The sequence below is a fragment of the Nesiotobacter zosterae genome, from assembly GCF_033843645.1.
GTDB classification, from domain to species: Bacteria; Pseudomonadota; Alphaproteobacteria; order Rhizobiales; family Stappiaceae; genus Pseudovibrio; species Pseudovibrio zosterae.
Window position 1 is genome coordinate 50,150 of sequence record NZ_JAWXVZ010000013.1, and the last position, 21,595, is coordinate 71,744.

Sequence of the window (21,595 nt, forward strand, 5' to 3'; positions counted from 1 at the left end):
GCCATGGATCTACGTGAGCCCTTCCTGTCTTTGCTGATCAACGGCACCGAGGTGGCGGCAAACCTTGCCCCGCACTTGTTGGAGTTCGCCTGGACGGATCACCTTCATGGGGCGGCAGACGAAGTCGCCGTCACCTTGCGCGACGATGCAGGCCTGTGGCGCGGGCCGTGGCGGCCTGAGCACGGTGACAAGGTCGTTGCATCCATCGGATATGTTGGTTTTCCGCCCATGCCCTGCGGAAGTTTTGAAGTGGATGTACCCGAAGCGTCCGGTGCGCGCCTCAATGATCGGGTCAGCTTTCGGGCAACTTCAGCCTATTTCAGCGAAGAGCAACGCACCAGGAAGTCCAAGGCCTTTGAAAACACAACCTTGAAAAAGGTGATCTCCGAGATCGCCACGGAGCTGGGCTATGCCGTCTCGGGCAAAATTGAAGAAATCCCGTTCCAGTACAAACGCCAGCGCCGCGAGCGGAGCCTTCAGTTTTTGCGGCGACTTTCTGAAGACTACGGTTATTTCTTCACCATCAAAGACAAGCAGCTCGTGTTCCACAAACGCAAGGACCTGGAAGACAGAGCCCCGGTTCATCTCTTTGACCTGGTAGACGGCACCCCAATCATCAGGTGGCGGGCTAAGGATCAGACAGCCCAGACATTTGGCAAGGCCAAAGTCTTGTACCACCATAGCCAGAAGAAAAAGCTGATCACCGGTGAAGCGGAAGACCCTTCAGTTGCATCCGGAGACACGCTCACGATTGATGAACGTGTTGAGGATGGAGAGGAAGCGCAGAAGATTGCCGAGGCCCGTCTTGCCAAGGCGAACGAGGATGGGTTGACGGCCTCTTTGACCCTTGTCGGTAACCCGCTGCTGATTGCGGGACAGGTTGTGGCGCTGGGGTCAACCTTTGGCAAGTATGCCGCGCTCTATCTGGTGCACAAGGCGGTTCACAGGATCAAGCGCGGTTCCTACACCACTGATCTGGAGCTGAAGGCCATTCGCCAGGATGGTGCTGTGAAGAAACAAGACAGCGCAACAAGCAACGCCAGTTCTGCCAGCAGCACTGGTCTGTTCTCAGGGTCTGTTCAAGATCTTTCCAGACCAGCAGGCGAGACGTTTTAAGGAGCCACCATGTCCCGAGTAACCGATGGCGAAGCCACAAGCCCGTTCAAGCGCGGCATCATTATAGAACATGGTACGGGGGGCAGAGCGCGGGTGGCGTTCCAGGATGAGGACCGTAATGCTTCTGCCTGGCTATCCGTCAGCCAGCGTAACACCAAAGGGCAAAAGAGCTACGACATGCCTGCGGTTGGCACGCAGGTGTGGTGCCTTCTGGATGCCTATGGAGAGGACGGGGTCATCGGCGGCGCGGTCTGGTCAGACGAGGACGCGCCACCTTCTGAAGATCCGAACATTACTCATGAAGTTTTCGGGCCGCTGGAAATCTTCGTCAACAAGACCACAGGCGAGATGAAGATCAAAGGCGCGCCCAAGATTACTCTGGACGCAAGCCTGATCGAGCTAAGAGGTGAAGTGAAGATTGAAGGTGCCAGTGTCACCCACAACGGCAAGGAAGTGGGTGAAACGCACGCTCACAGCGGCATTTTGCCGGGACCTGCCAATACCGGGCCAGTGGTTTAAGGGAAGGAGGTGTAAAGTTTACTACCCTTACTAAAGACCTAAATGTGTTTTGGCTTTCGCCTCTAGGTAGCTCTTGGCGATGCCAACCAAAAGGTCAACGGTGAAGCCTCCTACCTTCTTAGCGCCTTCTTTGGTTTTCTCCCAAATTTCGTCGTCTTGGACACTATCTAGGAAATCATGCCCATCCCAAGTAATGCTATCGATGATGTAAGTCCCGTCACCAGGTTTACTGCCAATCTCAATGAAGGCGGCCTTGTCCAAAAGATTGAGGTGATATTCTAGTTTGTTGGCCTCTTCATTGTTCATGCCTATTGGCTCTAAACCAAGAACATCACCGACCTCATCGGAACGGGCAACAAATGTTCGCTTTCCGTCCTTCATCTGTAAGAGAAGGTCGCGAACATAATCCATGTCGCGGTCCATTTTAAATTCGCTCATATTCAATCCTCACTAGATGATACACGTTCGGAACACTTCCGTAACCTCTACATCGCCCGCGCGGTAGCTTGCCGACAACTAAAGGTTTTGGCAAGGACGTTTGCGGGCGATGGTTTTAGATCCTCTCCATTGGCAGATTAGGTTGGCACAGGAAGATGATGCGCCTTGGAACGAGGCTGCAATCGGCCTTGATGACCTTGCCCAGAGCATCCGCCTGATCTGCCTGACGCCTAAGCTTTCTGTCCCAACCGAACCAGAACAGTTTTGCGATGCGCTGAGCTACGTCGACCGTGTGCCTGCTGAGGCCATTCCGGGCATCTCCAAAGAGATCTGGGAGGGCATTAGCCGCTGGGAGCCACGGGTGGTGTTGGATCGGGTTGATGTGGCCCAGGCGGGCTTTGCCTACTTCACTGCCTCCATTTACTGGCGTCCCCGTTCTGACGTGCTTGCCGAGCTTCAGCGCACCGATGTTGACCTGATGAGGGTTGCCTGATGGTCGATCTCATCAAAGCCCTTAGCCCATCTGAGCTGATCCGGCGAGGCCCGCCGCAGCACTTCACTACTTCCGCCAAAGCGTGGAAGGAAAAGCTTGTGGCGTGGTGGGAAACCCATCCAGACGGCCCGCAGCGCAAGCTCTATCCCGGTCACTATGAAATGCTGCTCATCAACGTGCTGGCCTATGGCTTTTCGCTGTTGGGCAAAGAGGGTCAAGATGCAGCGGACAAGCGCTGGCTGTTGTTTGCCTCCGGCCATTCTCTGGATGTGGCAGCGGCTAACAACGGCACCTTTCGGCTGAAGGCCAAGGCCGCCACAGTGACACTCAAGTTTACGCTTGAAGCACCGCGCACAAGCGATCTGGCTCTGCCTGAAGGGCTTTCGGTGGGCTCCGGGGCGTTTTCATTTGCACTTGATAGTCAGTTGATCCTGAAAGCAGGAGAAACGGAAGCCATTGGCCGTGCAACCGCTGTTACGCCGGGGGTCGAGGCCAACGGTCTGCTTGCGGGCCAGTTGACCCAGATGCCAGAGGGCTACCCGGATGTGAAGGTGGTCAATACCACCGCGAGCGAAGGTGGCACCGAGGACGAAACAGACGCTTCCTTGCTGGAGCGCGCAGCTCATGCCTTTGACCGTATTTCCAAGGCGGGACCAAAGGAAAGCTACCGCCAACAGGCCCGTGGGTTTTCACCTGACATTCTGGATGTGGAGGTACTGCGGCCTGAGCCAGGGAGAATCGAGCTTTATGTGCTGACCAAATCCGGGGCACCAAGCACCGCTTTTTGTAGTGACCTGCTGGCCTACATGGACCCGGAAACCAAGCGCCCTCAGGGCGATGATTTGAGTGTTCACCCGGCAGACCAAGTGGTGCTGGACATTACAGGCACGTTGAAGACAACCGGCGATTTCGAGAGCATTCGGCAGGCCGCCGAAGACGCCATTCGCAGCGCTGGTATGATCTGGTCGCAGCGGCTTGGGGAATATCTGGCACTTTCGGCCTTAACACCAGCAATACGAGTTGTTGAGGGCGTCATTGATGTTCAGTTGGAGGTGAGCGGGCTTTCTGGCAGGCAGCTTGGATCAACACAGTTCGCCGTCATCCGAGACATTACGTTAAGCGCGGAAACAAGCCATGGCTGACCGGCGCTTTCCCCATACCCTGATCCCACCAAGCATCAACGAGCCCCGCTCACGCGCTGTGCTCGACGCCTTTGCGGCGATGGCCTCTGACTTTGACTTTTCGGTGCTGATGCAGCGCAACGGGCAAGAGATTTCTTCCGAGGCCTTGTCGCTTGCCCTTCACGACCGCTCATTGGAAGAGTTCATTGGTGAAGATGGACTGCCAGAGCCTTTGGCACGCAAACTGGTCGACAGGGCTTTTGAGCTTCACGAGAAAAAGGGGCGTGATGAAGGTGTCAAGCTTGCACAAAGCCTGCTTGGTATCGCCGCTGACATTGAGCATTGGTGGCAGCAGAGCCCGCAAGGCCCGCATGATACCCATGAGATCACGCTGAGGTTGGGCGATCTGGATGAGCCGCCTGAGGTGCCGCTCAGCCTTGAGGTGCAAAAAAGCGCATTCAAATCAGTCGCAGCAACGAAGCGCCATTCGCAGGAGACAGCCACACGCTGGCTGTCCATTACGCGCACGCCAATTCGTTTTCGCGGCTTCGTGTCTGACCTTCATCAAACAAAGGTCCTGCCTCCGATCTCCACCGAGCTATCTAGCGCCATGCCGCTTGGCATCGGCGCAGCCGCCTCAACCGGGGACGTCCTGCGCATCTGGCCATGGCGGCCTGACGTGATCTCAAGTCATGGCCCAGCCGGGGCAGCGGCGCACGTGCGCGCCCGTTTTGTAACCACAACCGTCTATCCGAGGCCTCTATGAGCAGTCCGACCTATTACACACGCCTGACCGACCATGGCTCGGCAGCGCTGAATGATGCCATTACTGGTGGCGGTGGTATTACCTTGAGCCAGTTGGCTCTTGGAGATGCCAACGGCACGTCCTATGACCCTGACGGCTCCGAAGCCGCTTTACGCAATGAGCTGCATCGTGTGCCGATCACCTCCATCACGCAGGATGTGCAGAACCCGGCATGGCTTGTCATTGAAGCAATTGTGCCCCCAGATGTGGGCGGCTGGTGGATCCGCGAGGCCGGGGTGTTCGATACGCAAGGCAACATGTTCGCCATTGCGAAGTACCCCGAAACCTATAAGGCCATCCTTTCTGACGGAACGGCTTCTACGCTCACCATTCAGATCGTTTTGCAGATCACGAACACGGACGCCATCCAGCTCGTGGTCAATCCGCTTGATGGCTATGCCACCCAAGGCTGGGTGGTCTCGACCTATCCGTGGGCAACAAAAGCGGAAGCTGCTGATGAGACGGTTGAGCGCAAGGTGATCGACCCGAAACGGCTGCATGAAGCTCTGGCAGAGGTGATGCCGCCACGCGATCACACCCATCAGATGGACCAGATCGTTGGGTTGATCGCGGCGTTGAACGCAAAATCTGGTGGGGACCATACTCACCGCTATGCCCAGTTGGAAGACAAGCCGACCACACTCAATGAGCTTGGTGTGCTTGATGTCTACACCAAGGCGCAGGTGGATCAGTTAATCGCTGATCTGATCAGCGCCGCTCCGGGGGCTTTGAATACGCTTGATGAGCTCGCCGCCGCGTTGGGGGACAATCCCAACTTTGCAACGGATATACTAAATTCTGTGGGCGCAAAACTCGATGCCAACAAGGTCAGTGATTTCTCACTCACCGTGCTGGCATTAACAAGCTCCAGTGCATGGCGAAACAAGCTTGGTCTGGGATCTTTGGCCACCAAATCGACTTCCTATGTGGAGGGGCTTGTCGGCTCTGCCGTGCCTCCCGGCACTGTCGCCCACTATGATGGCACGTCCGCGCCTAATGGCTGGCTCATCCGAAATGGCGCAGCGGTTTCCAGGGCGACTTACTCTGACCTTTTTAACGTCCTCGGCACGAGACACGGTAGCGGCAACGGCTCAACCACGTTCAACCTGCCTGATGATCGAGGCCGGGTAGATCGCGGGCTTGATCTTGGTAAAGGGCTCGACCCAGGGCGTGTGATCGGCAGTTACCAGGGTGACGCGATCAGGAACATTACGGGTTCATCTTCTTTCTTTTCGAGCGGCGGGCTTGTGCATGGTGATTCTGCACAAAGTGGCGCATTCAAGAAGGGGAGCATGAGAAATGGGCACATGGCCATGCTGAACTCCGGCACAAGCGGTGGCTATGATCTCGCCCTAGACGCCTCACAACAAGTCCCCACGGCGCACGAAAACCGCATGGTGAACACCGCCTATCTTCCGATCATCAAGTACTGAGGCGAATTATGAGCACGAAAGTTGTCTATCAGCTCGACGACAAGGGCTATCTCGTTGGCGAAGCTTTGGCCCATGAAAGCCCATTGGAGGCTGGGGTATATCATCTGCCAGCGGGAACCGTGGAAACGCCGCCTCCCGCTCTTTCCGCCAATCAGGCAGCTCGGTGGGCCGGGGCTTCATGGCACACGGTGCCTGATCATCGCGGCGAAGCATGGTTCGATGAAAGAGGCGAACCCGTTGAAATTCTGGATTGTGGCGATCCGGAGGAATTGGGCTTAACACGCAGTTTTACACCGCCGTCACCAACAACGGACGAGCTTCTGCAAGAGCTGGGCACCATTCGCAAGTCCGTGGAAGCGCAAGGTGTCCCAATCACGCTTGCATCTGGTGAACAGGATGAAGTGGACAGCGATGACAAAGCCCAGGCCAAGCTGCTCTCAATTCTGACACAGATCGACAAGGGGCTGCGTCCCGATCCAAGCACCTTCAAGTTCAAGAGCAACGTTTCTCGCAAGATCACCAATGCCGACATGCTCAGGATCGTTCAAGCGGTTCTGGCACACGTTCAGGCCTGCTTTGAAGCGGAAGGCGATGTGCAACGCCAGATCCGTTCCGGGGCTCTAGACACAAAGGAGGCCTTAAAGCCCGCCTTCGACTTCGCGCTAAAGCAAGAGATTGGTTGAGGGTTGTAGGCGGAAGACATCCGGCGCTTTGTATTTGAAACCCCTTAATTATGGAGCGGAAGGCCCAGAGAAACACTCTGGGCACCGGGCCACATCTGGATAATCATCAGCAATTAATAGGTGCTCTAGAAGGGGTGTTAGAAAGGAGGTTTGAGATGCGTTTCTAACGCCCCAAGTGACCACCAAGTTCCATCAGAGCACTATGCACTTCAAAACGCTCATTGATGCAGAATTTCGCGCCGCGCGACATTTGTTTGGCTTATCCAGAATATCGCGCCCAATGGTCAGGTTTCTCTATGGCCGGGTCAGGACTAGGCTGCCTCATGAAATGTTGAGAGGGCGCAGCGCGGCGCGAGGAGGAGAAGATGGAAAAATACTCGGAGGGGCTTGAGGCATGGCTCACCGGCTTAAAGGGCGACCAAAAAGCGCAGATGTTGAACCAGTTGATTGCTGATGACTGCGTCTTCCGTTCTCCAGTGGTTCATACGCCGCAAGAAGGCAAGCAGCTGACATTCATGTATCTGTATGGTGCTTCGCAAGTGTTCCTCAAAGAAGGTACATTCAAGTACACGCGCATCATCGAACAGGGCCTTGATGCCGTTTTGGAGTTTGAGACAGAGCTCGATGGCATCCATATCAACGGCGTAGACATGATCCGCTTCAACGATGAGGGCAAGATAGCGGAGTTCAAAGTGATGTTGCGGCCGCTAAAGGCAGTTCAGAAGATACATGAGCTGATGATGGCGGAACTTGCCGCCTTCAAAAAGCCTGCCTGAAAACGGGGCGCGCGCATACATAAAAAGGCCGCCGAAACGTACTGACGTTTCGGCGGCCTTGCATTTTCTAGCTCTTCTGCTCAGTTGCCCGGCAGGCTCGCGGCTTCCCAGGATTTTCCAATGAGTGCCTGTAGCGCTTCTTCAGACTTCTGATCTTTCTCTGCTCTTTGGATCCAGCCACCGCCGAGGACGCGTGCGTTCTGGGTGTCTTCATCAAAGAAAACACATGCCTGACCTGGGGCAACGCCCAGCTCTCCGGAGATCAGTTCTACGGTGATCTCGTCGCCTTCCTTGCGCACGACGGCCTCGGTTGGCGGGCGCGTGGAGCGGACCTTCGCAAAAACATTCAGGCCTTCCGCCGGAATGTCTTCAAGGTGGCCGGGGCCAATCCAGTTCACGTTGCGCAGCAAAAGCTTGTGCGTTGCAAGCGCCTCTTTGGGGCCAACGATGACGCGGCGGTTCTCAGCGTCCAGATGAACCACATAAAGCGGCTCGCCAGTGGAAACGCCGATGCCACGGCGCTGACCGATGGTAAAATGAATGATGCCTTCATGTTGGCCGAGGACGCGGCCATCTACATGCACAATCTCACCTGGATCCGCTGCGTGCGGCCGAAGGCGTGCGATCACATCCGTGTACCGGCCTTGTGGAACGAAGCAAATGTCCTGGCTGTCGTGCTTGTCGGCAACGGCCAGACCGAACTCTTCTGCCAACTTCCGTACCTCAGGCTTTGTCATGCCGCCTAGAGGGAAGCGGATGAAGTCCAGCTGTTCCTGGGTGGTTGCGAACAGGAAGTAGCTCTGGTCACGGTCCAGATCGACCGGGCGGAACATGGCGTTGCGGTTGCCTTCCAGCTGGGTGCGCACATAGTGGCCGGTGACCAACACGTCAGCGCCAAGATCCTTAGCTGTTTCCAGCAGGTCCTTGAACTTTACTGTCTGATTGCACGTGACACAGGGAATAGGCGTTTCACCGTTGATGTAGCTGTCAGCGAAGCGCTCGATCACCTGTTCTCTGAAGCGAGATTCATAATCCAACACGTAGTGGGGGATGTTCAGGCTCTCTGCCACGCGGCGTGCGTCATGGATGTCTTGCCCCGCGCAACAGGCGCCTTTTTTCTGAACTGCCTCGCCGTGGTCATAGAGCTGCAGGGTGACGCCGATCACGTCATAACCTTCGCGCTTCATCAAGCCTGCTACGACTGACGAGTCCACGCCTCCAGACATGGCAACAACCACCCGAGTGTCTTCCGGACGCCCGGGCAGGCCGAGACTGTTAAGCATTTCGCGACTGACCTTCTATTGTTTTCCAGCGGATCAAGCGCTTGCGGCGGCTCGATCTCGTTGGTGCGCATATGGCAATTGTTGGATTTTTTCTCAAGCCCGATTGCTTCAGCAAACGGCTACCGAATTTGTAGGGGACTATACTCAAGTTTCCAATGGATGCCAATCACAGTTGTTTGGTCCGATGGAAAAGCTTGCCTAGTTGCCGGGCGCGCTCGGCATATTCTGCCTCAAGCCACAGATATGAGGTTTGTTACAGTTTATTAAATCGCTGAATTTATTGAATTATTACAACTTTCTTGGTCTGGCCCGTTGCTTGCTTGATGGGGAGCGGAATTGTGTCTTCAGGCTCAGAGGAATGAATGGCCGGTGCTATCCAGCTTGATCCGTCAGCGATCAGTCTAACATCAGCAAAGAGCGTGCTTTCAGGCACCGCTTCTGGCGCGGCTGGGCAACCTGCTGGTGTGCAAGGGGTCTTTGCTGCCCTCTTGCAGGCTCAAGCAAGTCCGGATGGTGTTGAGCTCCCGCATGCTGGGAAAGAGGCTCAAGCTTTGCCTGTCAGGCTGGCGGGTGAAGGCGGCGGCGAGTTCCTTCAATCACTGTCTCAGCAAGAAGAGGTGCAGACGGTTGCTCCTGGTTTTGACGAAGTGGCAGCCGCATCCCCATTCCTGCAATTGGCTTCAGTCGATCAGGTCCCTGCAGCTTCCGTTGGAGGCGATGGTACTCAATCAACCACAATCAACCCAAATGCGCTCTTGCCGGTATCTGGGGAGATTTCTCAAGCGGCCCTGCTTCGTGGGCTTTCCAATCGTACTTCTGGTGTTGAAGCTGCTGTTGGTGTCGAGATGTCGTTGGTTGGGGCCCCTCAGTCGCCCGGAGGTGATATTGGGGCGGACGATCTTGCCCAGACTTTGAGCGCCCAACAGGCAGCTACTCAGTCCGCAGCGGCTGAGCTCCTTTCCGGTATTCCTCCGTCGAGTTCCGTCGATGGTGAGTTGCTCTCGCCGCCGATCTTGCCGAGCGCAGCCAACACATCGGAAGGTGCTGTAGAGCTTGACCCCGCGCCTGTGTCCACGGGGGCAGGAAAGGCTAGTGAAAATGTTAAGCCGGCGGCTTCATTAAAGAATGCGCCGCAGGTTCACTTAGCTTCTGCTCAGGTTTCGGAGGCGACCGAAGGCGAACTCAAGACGCCGCGGTTCTTCGACGATCCTCAGTTGCGCGCTGCCCTTGAAGGCAAGACATCACCCAAGGCAATGGCAGAGATGTCCCTTCTGCGAGGGGCTGCTGATCTCAGCGCGCCGAAGGTGATGACGGTACCTCAGCAGCAAGCTGATGGCTCGGCGGTGGCGCGCAAAGACGGCGCGAGGGTACTGGCAGCCGCCCAGCAGACAGCTCAAAGTTCTTCGAATGCTATAAGAGTAGAGGCGTTGCCTCACTCTCAAAGCGGAGCAGCTTCGTCCCTTGAGGCGTTTGAAAAGGCGTCTGCGTCACAAGCTGTTTCAGAAGCGGCTCAGGTTTCAGTCCGCAAGGGCGCGGAGGTGGCACAGCAGGTGCAGGTCTCCACTGCAAACCCTGCTAACACTGCCAACAGCGCTGTTGCGAAGCCTGAGGGTAGCCCGCGTTCAGCGGGAATGCCAGCTACTGAAGCGCCTGTGAACACGGGGCAAGCCAAGGGAGCCGTTGAAGTTCAGGGAGCGCGTTCTGTTCCGATTTCGGGAACCATTGAGGCGAGTGTAGCCTCGGGTGCTGCCCCCGGTACTGCCAAGGTTTCGCTGGACTTGGATCAGGCAAGCCAGGCGTCCTCTCAACGGTCGCTTTCGCAGCTTGCCGTTGCCGGTACGGTCGAAATTGACGCCGTAGATGTTGAGAGGCTGCCATCAAGCATCGCGAAAACCACAAGTGAAGTGGCGGGTGGCGTTTCAGCGGAACGAGGTACCGGTGCCGCTCAGTCTGGAGCTGCGCCCAATTCTCAGAGTGGTTCATCCGCGCCGCAGCAGGTTGCCGCCCAGCGGAGCGTGACCGACATTTTGTTGGCGCAGGAGGCGGAGCAGGCACAGATGCAGCTTGGCGATAGCGCTCAGGCCGCCAAATCTCAGGTAACAAGTGAAGCTGGGGCCCAAAAGTCTCAGAACAACGCTGCTCAAGCGGTTGCGCAAATCGCTGTGCCAGTGGTTCCTCAGCAGAACAGCAGCAAGCCGCGCTTGTTGCCGATCAACCTGTTCTCAAGTGGGCAGGCTGAGGGAGTTGATCCAACTGCGAGTGCTGATGATGCCATGCTCTCGGATGGGGTTGTATCTGGGGGCACTGCCGCGCGCAGCGCAGGGTCGAGCACCAACGTCATGCCGGGCATGGGAGCGAACACTTCCGCTGGGCTGCCGTCCGCGAACGTCGGATCCAATGCCGGTCAGGCCACAGCGGGCAGCGCTTTGGCAGGCGGTGAGCCCTTGCTCTTCAATCAAGCATTGGCCATGGGCGATGAAGGTCTCGTGGGAGATGATGGCGAGGTCTTGGACGAAGCGCTTGGTGTGACACTCTCCGGAGGTACGACCAGCTCTGCCAGTAGTGCTGCCATTTCCTCGGCGATGATACGTGATGGGGCGCGTCATGTTGCCCAAAGCGCGATCCCTTCCATCGTCATGCAGGCGCAAAGCGGCAACAAACGTTTTGAGATCCGAATGGATCCACCAGAGCTGGGCAAGATTGATGTGTCTCTCGAGTTCAAGAAGGACGGTTCTGTTCGGGCGCATCTGACTGTGGATCGACCGGAAACGCTGGACCTCTTTATGCGTGATCAACGCACACTTGAGCGCGCGCTGGCAGAAGCAGGGTTTGATACCAGCAGTGAAGGGGCGCTGCAATTTTCCCTCAGGGGCGAGCAGGGCAACGGTCAAAGTGATCAAAATGGATCTCACGGGCAGTCTTCGCAGCCCGGACAGATCGCAGAAGGTGGCGGCGTTGACGAAACGCTGGCTGCCGCATCCAAAGCATACAGCAGCACCGCATCTGGTGCGCTAGACATCTCCGTTTAAGCCGCAGGCAAAGTGAAGGGCATACCCAATGAGCACCATTTCAGATCTGGCTTCCGCGGGCTCTTCAAGCGCGCAAAACAATGCAGCGAGCCAGTCAATCAGCGCAAACTATGATCTGTTCATGTCCATGCTGACGACTCAGTTGCAGAATCAGGACCCGTTGGATCCCCTCGATTCCGCGCAGTACACGGAACAGCTGGTTCAATATACGCAGGTTGAGCAACAAATTCAGCAGAATGAAAATTTGGACCAGCTTCTGGTTCAAATGAAAACGCAAAATGCAAGTCAGTTTGTTGGCTACATCGGCAACGAAGTTACCGCCTTGGGGGACAAGGCGATTCTGGCTGATGATGAAGCGAAGTGGACATACGTCGCACCTCAAGACGGCAAAGTGCAGATCGAGATCAAGAACTCCGAGGGCGCTGTTGTGTACCGCGAGGAAGTCGACATTAAAGAGGGCGATGGCACCTATAAATGGGAGGGAACCACGGAGTCTGGCAGCAAGGCAGCCGACGGGGTCTACAGCATTTCCATGACAATGCAGAACGAACTCAACCAGCCGTTTGAAGTTTCTACTAACATTACGGGGGTTGTCACTGAGGTTGACTTCACTCAGGGAGAGGTAGTGCTGCGCTTGGGCGATCTTGAAGTCCCTGTGAGTGACATTACCAAAGTAAAGCAAGTATAATCGTGGTTAATATCCACTATGAATTTCAGTAATGAATCTTACCGAAATCTCACCGGCTGTTTAGGTAATTTTTAAAGCCCTTCGTCTACTCTCATTCCAACTTGGTCATGGTTTGTGTGAGAGTAGAATGACCGAACAAGTACGTTCACGAGTAAAATACGTCATCGGCCCCGATGGGAGTCCTTTGACGATCGCCGACCTTCCTCCAGCGACGACAAAGCGCTGGGTGATCCGTCGTAAGGCAGAGGTTGTTGCTGCAGTTCGCGGCGGCCTCTTATCGTTAGACGAGGCTTGTCAGCGATACACTTTGACGGTGGAAGAGTTCCTTTCCTGGCAGAGCTCAATTGAAAGGCATGGTCTGGCTGGCCTCAGGGCCACCCGCATTCAGGACTATCGCAACTAATATAATGAGACTGCTTGTCCGTCTGGGAGGCTTCATCAGGTGGACGTAACAACAAGAGATCACCCTCGCCATTCGGCGGGGGTTTCTTTTCCCTTTTATTTCTCGGTTTAGGCTGAAGCCTGTTGCCCCTGTGCACAGGTCATGGATTTGGCACTATAACGCACGCCCGACCGGCAAACCGAGAGCGGCCAGCCCGCCGCTTCATACTCTTCTCAACCAACAATGTTACGGGAGCGCTTGTCTCAGCTTCGCCATATGCAGATGGCGGAAATGGGGCGGCAATTGGCCGTTCGCGCTGATTTGGTTGCGGTGCTGGCAAAATACGCGTTAACCGAGATTACCAAAAAACTAACGTTTTTCCTGACGCCTAGAGGATTTAGCTAGGTAAAATTTTCACAAACATTTGGATAAGCTGTTAGGCGAAACGGCAGATTCTGGCCAAATCAGGGCGATGTAGGGCAAAGTCACAAAGTGGCGTTAAGGATTTGTTAACCACATTGGCGGCAATTTTTGCCCAGTAGATAGCCGCAGGGGCATTCGATTTTAGTAGCGGTTGTTAACTATTAGGGGCAGCGATCCTGGGCGTGGGGCAAAATACGTGAACGGTATCCTGGATTTTTTGAAAACACTCGGTCCGGCGAGACTTGGTGCTATGGGGGTCATGGCGACGATCCTCATTGGCCTGTTTTCATTTATCATTTTTCAGGCCACTGCACCGCAGATGGTGCCTCTTTATACGGATCTCAGCTCCGATGATGTTGCCGGTGTTGTGGCTCAGCTTGAGAGCCAGAGCATTGACTATGAAGTTCGCGACAATGAGACTGCTGTCTTCGTGCCTGAGGCAGATGTCTACCGCATGCGTATGGTGATGGCAGAAGCGGGTCTGCCAACTGGCGGCGGTGTCGGCTACGAGATTTTCGACAAGACCGATACGCTCGGCGCCACCAGCTTCGTCCAGAACATCAATCACCTTCGCGCTCTGGAAGGTGAGCTTTCTCGCACCATTCGTTCTTTGGGCAGCATCAATGCAGCGCGTGTGCATTTGGTTATCCCTGAGCGCCAGTTGTTTCAGAGGGATCGCATTCCGCCGACAGCCTCCATCGTCCTTGCTGTTCGTGGCACCCTGGATGCAGGGCAAATTCGCGCCATTCAGCATTTGGTGGCCTCCGCTGTTGAAGGTTTGGAGCCTTCCTACGTTTCCATCGTTGATGAGCGCGGAGCGCTTTTGGCCAGCGGGACCGGGCGGGATGAAGCCAACTTCGGCGTAACTGCGCTTGATGATCAGGCGATGGCCATTGAAAATCGCCTCCGCCTTCAGATCGAAGAGATTTTGAACAACGTTGTCGGCTTCGGACGTGCCCGTGTTCAGGTGTCGGCTGATCTGAACTTCAATAGGCGAACTGAAACCAAAGAGCTGTTCGACCCTTCTGGTCAGGTGGTGCGTTCCACCCAGACAAGGGAAGAGACTTCTTCTTCGCGGTCCGGCGAAGACGCGGTAACCGTTGGCAATCAGCTTCCTAACGCCAATCCGGGCGCTGGTGGTGAAGGTGACTTCGATCAGGCCGGGTCATCTGAGGAAGTCATCAACTACGAGATCTCAAAGAGCACCGTTACTGAGGTGGTAGAGGCTGGGGAGCTAGAACGTCTCTCAGTAGCTGTGCTCGTTGATGGCACGTATCAGGAAAATGAGAGCGGTGAGGTGGTCTACACGCCGCGCTCCGAAGAGCAGCTGGAGCAGATTGCCACATTGGTGCGCAGCGCGGTTGGCTACAACGAGGAGCGTGGGGACACCGTTGAGATTGTGAACTTGCAGTTTACCGAGAACGCGCTTCGCGACGTTGAAGCAGTCTCTGGCGGCCTGTTTGAGTTCACACGCTACGACATCATGCGCCTCATTGAACTCGGCGTGCTTCTGGTGATCTCTGTATTGCTCCTGATCTTCGCGGTGAATCCGTTGATGAAGAAGATTCTCGCGCCTACAGAAAAAGGGGCGGAGTTTGGTGGATCTGAAAGCACTGGCGGTGCATTGGTGACGACGGGTCCAGATGGGCAGCAAGAATATCTGGCGCAGCTCGTTGATGATAGCGGCAGTGGCGGCAAGGCTCCACTTCCACCTGCCGAGTGGATTGAGGACGCGAAAAGCGAAGCAGCTCTGCATGCAAACTCGATCAAAGAGATCAGCGACATGATCGAGGAACTTCCATCCGAAGCGGTCAACATTGTCCGCAGTTGGCTGAACGAGGCAGCATAACGTGGCAGAGAACTCCCTCACTTCCACTGGCGGCAAGTCTCTCGAAGTCTCTGATGGTGCGAACCATCGTGAGCTGAGCGGGGCTGAACGTGCGGCTGTGCTGCTGCTTGCGCTCGGTCAGGAGCATGGGCGTACGATCTGGGAAGGCCTGGATGAAATTGAAGTGCGTCAGGTTTCGCAAGCCATGGCGCAGTTGGGGCCTGTAACGCCGGGCATGCTGGAAGATCTGTTCGTCGATTTTGTTCGCAAGCTGTCCACTCGAGGCTCGCTGAACGGCAACGTGGATGTGACTGAACGCCTGCTGTCTTCCTTTCTGTCGCAGGACCGTGTTTCTATCATCATGGAAGAAATTCGCGGGCCAGCTGGGCGGAATATGTGGGAGAAGCTCTCCAACGTGCAGGAGAACGTTCTCGCCAACTACCTGAAGAACGAATACCCCCAGACCATTGCGGTGGTGCTTTCCAAGATCCAATCGGACCACGCAGCCCGCGTACTGGCGTTGTTGCAGGACGAGTTGGCCATGGAAGTGATCAACCGAATGCTGCGAATGGAGTCTATTCAGAAAGATATCCTGGAGAAGGTGGAGCAGACGCTGCGCGTTGAGTTCATGTCCAACCTGTCGCAGACCAGCCGTCGCGACAGTCACGAGATGATGGCGGATATCTTCAATAACTTCGATCGTCAGACCGAAGCCCGGTTCATGGCGTCTCTTGAAGACAATAACCGTGACTCTGCAGAGCGCATCCGCAATCTCATGTTTACCTTCGAGGATCTGCTCAAGCTCGACAACGCGAGCTGTCAGACCCTCTTGCGTCACGTGGAAAAGGATCGCTTGGCACTGGCGCTCAAGGGCGCCAGCGAAGCTGCCATGGAGTTCTTTACCTCCAACATGTCAGCGCGCGCTTCCAAGATGCTTATGGAAGACATGGAGAACATGGGCGCGGTTCGTTTGCGTGATGTTGATGACGCCCAGTCCCACCTTGTTGCTGTTTGTAAGGATCTTGCTGCGAGCGGAGAAATCATGATCTCCAAGAAAAAGGGAGATGATGAGCTTGTCTACTAAGCTGCTCTACCTCCCTGATGGAGGGTTTTCATGGTTACAGTGATGCCGGAAGGGGCCGTTCGCAAACGGTTCCTTTTTGACACCTCTGAGAAAGAGGCAGAAGCGCAGCAGGCCCTCGCTGAACCGGCTGAGCCAACCATTACCATGAGTGAGCATGCGGCGCTGTTGCGGCAGGCTGAAGAACAGGCATTTGAGCGTGGGCGCGCCGAGGCCATCACGGGGATGGAAGCTCAGGAGGAGGGGCGCCGGACAGCGATTGCTCAGGACATTGCAGTTGCCCTGAAGGACCTTATCGAGCGGGTAGAGCAGGTGAGCAAGGAGCAGGAAAAAGGAGCGGTGGCCCTTTGCTTTCTCATTGCGCGTCGCCTTTGCGCTCACCTTGTTGCACGAGAGCCTTTGGGTGAAGTCGTCGCTCTCATGAATGAGTGTTTGAAGCCTTTGCGCCGCGTGCCGACCATCAGTATCGAAGTGCCTGAGCAGGACGCACCTGCCCTTGAAAAGATGTTGGGTGAGATTGCAGGCGTCAATGGATACACCGGGCGCATTCATGTCTCTGGAAAACCGGGATTGATGCGTGGAGATTGCCGCATCGAATGGCCAGAAGGTGGTATTATCCGCGATCGTCGCAAGACCAACGAACACATTGAGGGCGTTTTGCAGGCTTACTTTAAGGCAGCGGATCGTGAGAACGCAGCGCCGAAGGGTAACGGCCACGCCGAACAGATGGAGAAAAGCGCCTCATGAGTGAAAAAGATCAAGAAAAGCAGGGTGTTGTCTTCAGCGAGCTCGATGGTGCCGCAGGTATTGGTGGCCAAAATGGCGAGACAACAAACGGAAACAAGTCCGCTGAAGATCTGGAAGCCGTTTTCGATGTGCCGGTGCAGATCTCTGCTGTGCTCGGGCACACCAAGATGCACATTTCCGATCTGCTGCAGCTGGATGCCGGTGTTGTGATGGAATTGGATCGCAAGGTGGGCGAAGCCATCGATATCTATGTGAATGATCGTCTGGTTGCCCGCGGGGAGGTTGTTCTCGTGGAAGAAAAACTGGGCGTGACCATGACGGAAATCATCAAAGCCGATAAGTAAGCGTGACGGCATGCATGGGGAAGAATAAATGCGGCTTTTGATTGTAGGTACATTGGGTGGGCAGCTCACCACGGCGACAAAGATCGCCATGGATCGCGGCGCCTCTGTCACCCATGCCGCAAACATTTCCGAGGCGATGAACGTTCTTCGCTCTGGCCGTGGTGCCGACCTTTTGATGGTGGATGTGAACGAAAACATCACCGATCTTCTGGAGAACATCGAACGCGAACGTATTCACGTGCCTGTGGTTGCCTGTGGCTTGGAGACGGATGCCAAGGCCGCCGTTTCAGCAATCCGTGCAGGGGCCAAGGAATACATTCCACTTCCGCCTGATCCGGAGCTGATTGCCGCAGTCTTGTCTGCCGTAACAGAGGATCGCCGGGATCTCATTTTCCGTGACCCTGCCATGGCAAGTGTTGTTAAGCTGGCAGAGCAGATTGCGCCTTCCGAGGCCTCGATCCTTGTGACGGGTGAATCCGGTACGGGCAAGGAAGTCATTTCTCGTTTTGTGCACCGGAAGTCTGCGCGTTCATCCAAGCCGTTCATCTCCATCAACTGCGCCGCTATTCCTGAGCATCTTCTGGAAAGTGAACTTTTCGGTCATGAAAAGGGGGCCTTTACTGGCGCCATGGCGCGGCGGATCGGCAAGTTTGAGGAGGCCCATGGGGGCACCCTCATGCTTGACGAGATTTCTGAGATGGACATCCGCCTTCAGGCCAAGTTGCTGCGTGCCATTCAGGAACGCGTGATTGACCGTGTTGGCGGCAGCAAGCCGGTCCCAGTCGATATCCGCATTATCGCGACGTCCAACAGGGATCTGTCAGAGGCGGTCAAAGCGGGCACGTTCCGAGAAGATTTGCTTTATCGCCTCAATGTGGTGAACCTGAAGCTGCCGCCTCTGCGCAGTCGTCCCTCGGATATTCTGGAGCTTGCCGAACACTTCCTGAAAATCTACGCCAAGGCCAATGGCATGCCTGCCTCAGCACTTGGCGAGGATGCGCGGAAGGTGCTTTTGGGAAATGAGTGGAAGGGCAATGTTCGCGAGCTGGAAAACACCATGCATCGTGCGGTTCTTCTTTCTGGTGGCGAGGAAATCACCGCTGATGCGATCCGCATGCCGGATGGCTCTCCCATTCAGGCCGGGCCTGTAGAGGATACAGCGTCACGCGCGGCGGCTCAGGCTGCCGAGGCGGTCTCCCATGCGATGGTGGGGCGCACGGTGGCCGATGTAGAGCGTGATCTTATTCTTGATACGCTGGATCACTGTCTGGGCAACCGAACCCATGCAGCCAAGATCCTTGGCATTTCAATTCGCACACTACGCAACAAGCTCAATCAATATGCCGACGAGGGGATTTCGGTTCCGGCACCGGGTGAGCTGCGTGCGGGCACATAAAGACGCGGGTTAAAGGGGCGCTCGGGCACACATGGCGGACAACGACGTAACACAGCAGCCTGCTTCAGGCTCTGGGCTACCTGCGCAACAAGGCGCGGGCGGCTTTGCGTCGTCTCCATTTGGCGGTGCGCTCCGGGATCTTTATCAGGCCGTCCGACATGGTGATCTGGGCTTGGCAATAGGTGTGATGGTCATCCTTGTGATGCTCATCCTCCCCATGCCAGCGGTCATGCTGGACATGTTCCTTGCCATTTCGATCATCTTCTCTGTCATGATCTTGATGACGGGGCTTTTCATTCAAAAGCCGTTGGAGTTCTCCTCCTTCCCGACGGTGCTGCTTATCGCAACCATGTTGCGCCTGGCGCTAAACATGGCTTCCACCCGCCTGATTCTGGCCAATGGCCATGAGGGGGAGGGCGCTGCAGGTAGCGTGATTTCAGCGTTCGGCAACTTCGTCATGGGCGGTAATTATGTCATCGGCATTATCGTCTTTACGATCCTCGTCATCGTCAACTTCATCGTGATCACAAAGGGGTCTGGCCGTATTGCAGAGGTCGCGGCCCGCTTTACCCTTGACGCCATGCCCGGCAAACAGATGGCGATTGATGCGGACCTGTCAGCCGGCCTGATCGATGAGGATGAAGCCCGCAAGCGCCGCCGCGAACTGGAGTCTGAATCTACGTTCTTTGGTGCCATGGATGGTGCGTCCAAGTTCGTGCGCGGTGATGCGATTGCAGGCCTTCTGATCACCTTCATCAACATCATTGGCGGCATTGTCATTGGTGTGCTGCAGATGGGCCTAAGCTTTTCTCAGGCTGCCGAGAACTACACGCTTCTCACGATTGGTGACGGTCTTGTCTCTCAGATCCCAGCGCTCATCGTGTCAACGGCCGCGGGTATTCTGGTGTCCAAGGCGGGTCTTCAAGGCTCCGCAGACCGAGAGTTGGTAAAGCAGTTTTCTGGCTATCCAAAAGCTCTGGGCATGTCGTCCTTCGTCATGATTGTGTTGTCCTTGCTGCCTGGCATGCCGATGATCCCGTTCCTCGCGCTGGCGGGTCTTTCTGGCTATCTGGCGCGCAAAGCCTCCAAGCAGATCGAAGAGCAGAAGGTTCAGGAAGAGGTCGCGCAGGCGGCGGTTGAAGAGGAAGATGCAGCGCCGAAGGAGCCGCCGATCACCGACAGTTTGAAGCTGGACGAGCTGAAGATTGAGTTGGGCTATGCCTTGCTGCCGATCATCAATGGGCGCAACAAGGAAGAGACAGATCAGGTCACCGAGCAGATCAAGGCTCTGCGCCGCCAAATTGCATCCGACATGGGTGTCATCATGCCAGCGGTGCGTATTCTGGATAACATCCAGCTGCAGCCCAACGAGTATGTGATCAAGGTAAAGGAAGTGGATGCGGGCGCGGGCGTGCTCTATCCGAACCATTTCATGGTCATGGACCCGACTGGCGGCGAGGTGAGGCTGCCCGGTACGCAAACAACCGAGCCGACCTTTGGGTTGCCAGCCACTTGGGTGGATGGCCAGTATCGGGAAGAGGCGAGTTTGCTGGGTTATACCGTGGTTGATCCGGCAACGGTATTGTCCACGCATTTGACCGAGACGATCAAGGCCAACATCTCTGAGCTTCTCACCTATGCTCACGTTCAGCATCTGTTGAAGCAGCTGCCGGATGATCAGGCCAAGCTGGTGGAAGACATCGTGCCGAGCCTGATCTCCATCTCCGGCATTCAACGTGTGTTGCAGGCGTTGTTGGAAGAGCGTGTGTCTATCCGTGACCTTGGCACCATTCTGGAAGGCGTTGCTGAAGCCGTTGGTTCCACGCGCAATCCGTCCATGATTGCCGAACACGTGCGTACCCGCTTGGCACGTCAGATCTGCGCCGCAAATCAAGCACCGGGTGGCTACCTGCCTCTGATCAGCCTCAGTCCCAAATGGGAAAGCGCGTTCATGGAATCCATCGTCGGCGATGGCGATGACCGGCAACTGGCCATGCCGCCGTCCAAGCTTCAGGAGTTTGTCGGGCTGGTGCGCGATGCCTTTGAAGAGGCAGGGCTTGCTGGTGAGGTGCCAGTTCTCCTGTGTTCCGCCCACACGCGGCCATATGTGCGCTCAATCGTGGAACGGTTCCGCTCGCACACATTTGTCATGAGCCAGAATGAGGTCCATCCGCGAGCACGCCTGAAGACAATTAGCTCCATCTAAGGTGCAGTCTTGTCAATGCAGGTCGTTCTGCTTAGTTCTTAGGGGATTGCCAGCCTCGGAGATTTCATGAGCACTCAGACATTGCATTTGGACGGCTATACCGTTCTGCCCAAAGATAAAGTCGCCTTTGTTGTCACCTATCTGGAAATGAACGCGCGCCCGGAGCTCAAGCAGATTGAACGACCGGATCTGACGCTGGAGCAGGCGCAAAACATGCAGCCGGACGCATTTCGGGATCTTTTCCGGGCTGTTGGCGAGAAGTGGCTCTGGTTTGGGCGTCTAACATGCTCTGACCAGGAACTCCGCGATATCCTGAGTGAGCCCAATCGGGAGCTCTACTTGCCCATGAAAGATGGCAGGCCTGTCGGCATTCTAGAGCTGAACTTCGATGACCCGCATAACGTTGAACTTGCCTACTTTGGCCTCATTCCTGACGTGGTGGGCGGGGGAGCTGGGCGCTGGCTCATGAACCAAGCCATCGATATGGTTTTTAGCCGAGAAAAGACCCGTCGCTTATGGCTGCATACCTGCACCGGAGATAGTCCACAGGCAATCAGTTTTTATCAGCGTAGTGGTTTTGTGCCATTTAAGCGTGCAATTGAGGTGGCAGATGACCCTCGGGTTTCTGGCGTTCTTCCTGCAGACTGCGCGGGCCATGTCCCTTATCTCAAATAGGCAAAGCACTTAGCTGAATAAGAGCTGTAAACCCTTCCCTAATGGGAGGGAAATCCCTTGGGTTGCAGGGTGCATTGATAGCTTTCACAATGTTTGTACAGGAGATCCACCAAGTTCTCGCTGCGTAAA

Annotated in this window: 20 protein-coding genes; 18 read left to right on the forward strand and 2 right to left on the reverse strand. The window is 55.7% G+C overall.

Annotated features, from left to right (window positions below; genetic code table 11):
- The first annotated feature begins 3 nt into the window (after positions 1 to 3).
- Positions 4 to 1,116: a phage late control D family protein gene (locus Q3Y58_RS17260; RefSeq protein WP_319623108.1), complete on the forward strand. Its 1,113-nt coding sequence runs from the start codon at positions 4 to 6 to the stop codon at positions 1,114 to 1,116.
- Between the two features lie 9 nt (positions 1,117 to 1,125).
- Positions 1,126 to 1,635, forward strand: coding sequence for a hypothetical protein (locus Q3Y58_RS17265; protein WP_319623109.1), 510 nt, complete (start codon positions 1,126 to 1,128; stop codon positions 1,633 to 1,635).
- Positions 1,636 to 1,665: 30 nt separating this feature from the next.
- Here the strand turns inward: Q3Y58_RS17265 and Q3Y58_RS17270 are convergent, their stop codons facing one another.
- Positions 1,666 to 2,073, reverse strand: coding sequence for a DUF2513 domain-containing protein (locus tag Q3Y58_RS17270; RefSeq protein ID WP_319623110.1), 408 nt, complete (start codon positions 2,071 to 2,073; stop codon positions 1,666 to 1,668).
- Positions 2,074 to 2,215: 142 nt separating this feature from the next.
- Here Q3Y58_RS17270 and Q3Y58_RS17275 point away from each other — a divergent pair, with 142 nt between their 5' ends.
- From Q3Y58_RS17275 to Q3Y58_RS17300, 6 genes are all read left to right on the forward strand, one after another.
- Positions 2,216 to 2,566, forward strand: a complete 351-nt coding sequence (locus tag Q3Y58_RS17275) for a phage baseplate protein (protein ID WP_319623111.1) — start codon at positions 2,216 to 2,218, stop codon at positions 2,564 to 2,566.
- Entirely contained in the window at positions 2,566 to 3,708 is a 1,143-nt protein-coding gene (locus tag Q3Y58_RS17280; RefSeq protein ID WP_319623112.1) for a baseplate J/gp47 family protein, read from the forward strand. Before Q3Y58_RS17275 ends, Q3Y58_RS17280 begins: the two co-directional genes overlap by 1 nt.
- Positions 3,701 to 4,453, forward strand: a complete 753-nt coding sequence (locus Q3Y58_RS17285; RefSeq protein ID WP_319623113.1) for a phage tail protein I — start codon at positions 3,701 to 3,703, stop codon at positions 4,451 to 4,453. Before Q3Y58_RS17280 ends, Q3Y58_RS17285 begins: the two co-directional genes overlap by 8 nt.
- Complete coding sequence (locus Q3Y58_RS17290) at positions 4,450 to 5,925, forward strand: phage tail-collar fiber domain-containing protein (RefSeq protein WP_319623114.1); 1,476 nt, start codon at positions 4,450 to 4,452, stop codon at positions 5,923 to 5,925. The genes Q3Y58_RS17285 and Q3Y58_RS17290 overlap by 4 nt, the downstream gene beginning before the upstream one ends.
- An 8-nt stretch (positions 5,926 to 5,933) precedes the next feature.
- Entirely contained in the window at positions 5,934 to 6,608 is a 675-nt protein-coding gene (locus Q3Y58_RS17295; protein ID WP_319623115.1) for a DUF4376 domain-containing protein, read from the forward strand.
- Between the two features lie 365 nt (positions 6,609 to 6,973).
- On the forward strand, positions 6,974 to 7,384 hold the full coding sequence (locus Q3Y58_RS17300; RefSeq protein ID WP_319623116.1) for a nuclear transport factor 2 family protein: 411 nt from the start codon (positions 6,974 to 6,976) through the stop codon (positions 7,382 to 7,384).
- An 80-nt stretch (positions 7,385 to 7,464) separates the two neighbouring features.
- Here the strand turns inward: Q3Y58_RS17300 and mnmA are convergent, their stop codons facing one another.
- Positions 7,465 to 8,667, reverse strand: a complete 1,203-nt coding sequence (mnmA, locus tag Q3Y58_RS17305; RefSeq protein ID WP_319623117.1) for a tRNA 2-thiouridine(34) synthase MnmA — start codon at positions 8,665 to 8,667, stop codon at positions 7,465 to 7,467.
- Positions 8,668 to 9,029: 362 nt separating this feature from the next.
- Between mnmA and Q3Y58_RS17310 the strand changes: the two genes are divergently transcribed.
- From Q3Y58_RS17310 to Q3Y58_RS17355, 10 genes are all read left to right on the forward strand, one after another.
- On the forward strand, positions 9,030 to 11,696 hold the full coding sequence (locus tag Q3Y58_RS17310) for a flagellar hook-length control protein FliK (protein WP_319623118.1): 2,667 nt from the start codon (positions 9,030 to 9,032) through the stop codon (positions 11,694 to 11,696).
- Positions 11,697 to 11,724: 28 nt separating this feature from the next.
- Positions 11,725 to 12,384, forward strand: a complete 660-nt coding sequence (locus tag Q3Y58_RS17315; protein ID WP_319623119.1) for a flagellar hook assembly protein FlgD — start codon at positions 11,725 to 11,727, stop codon at positions 12,382 to 12,384.
- A gap of 127 nt (positions 12,385 to 12,511) precedes the next feature.
- Positions 12,512 to 12,787 (forward strand): CtrA inhibitor SciP, encoded by a 276-nt coding sequence (sciP, locus tag Q3Y58_RS17320; protein ID WP_274218316.1) that lies wholly within the window; start codon positions 12,512 to 12,514, stop codon positions 12,785 to 12,787.
- Between the two features lie 598 nt (positions 12,788 to 13,385).
- Complete coding sequence (gene fliF / locus Q3Y58_RS17325; RefSeq protein WP_319623120.1) at positions 13,386 to 15,038, forward strand: flagellar basal-body MS-ring/collar protein FliF; 1,653 nt, start codon at positions 13,386 to 13,388, stop codon at positions 15,036 to 15,038.
- A 73-nt stretch (positions 15,039 to 15,111) separates the two neighbouring features.
- Entirely contained in the window at positions 15,112 to 16,101 is a 990-nt protein-coding gene (fliG, locus tag Q3Y58_RS17330; RefSeq protein ID WP_274218878.1) for a flagellar motor switch protein FliG, read from the forward strand.
- 30 nt (positions 16,102 to 16,131) lie between these two features.
- Positions 16,132 to 16,845 (forward strand): FliH/SctL family protein, encoded by a 714-nt coding sequence (locus Q3Y58_RS17335; RefSeq protein ID WP_274218318.1) that lies wholly within the window; start codon positions 16,132 to 16,134, stop codon positions 16,843 to 16,845.
- The gene (gene fliN / locus Q3Y58_RS17340) at positions 16,842 to 17,189 is read left to right on the forward strand and encodes a flagellar motor switch protein FliN (RefSeq protein ID WP_274218319.1); all 348 of its coding nucleotides are present in this window, start codon (positions 16,842 to 16,844) and stop codon (positions 17,187 to 17,189) included. Before Q3Y58_RS17335 ends, fliN begins: the two co-directional genes overlap by 4 nt.
- Positions 17,190 to 17,217: 28 nt before the next feature.
- On the forward strand, positions 17,218 to 18,585 hold the full coding sequence (flbD, locus tag Q3Y58_RS17345; protein ID WP_319623121.1) for a sigma-54-dependent transcriptional regulator FlbD: 1,368 nt from the start codon (positions 17,218 to 17,220) through the stop codon (positions 18,583 to 18,585).
- Between the two features lie 31 nt (positions 18,586 to 18,616).
- Complete coding sequence (flhA, locus tag Q3Y58_RS17350) at positions 18,617 to 20,791, forward strand: flagellar biosynthesis protein FlhA (protein ID WP_274218321.1); 2,175 nt, start codon at positions 18,617 to 18,619, stop codon at positions 20,789 to 20,791.
- Between the two features lie 66 nt (positions 20,792 to 20,857).
- The gene (locus tag Q3Y58_RS17355; RefSeq protein WP_319623122.1) at positions 20,858 to 21,466 is read left to right on the forward strand and encodes a GNAT family N-acetyltransferase; all 609 of its coding nucleotides are present in this window, start codon (positions 20,858 to 20,860) and stop codon (positions 21,464 to 21,466) included.
- Positions 21,467 to 21,595 lie beyond the last annotated feature (129 nt).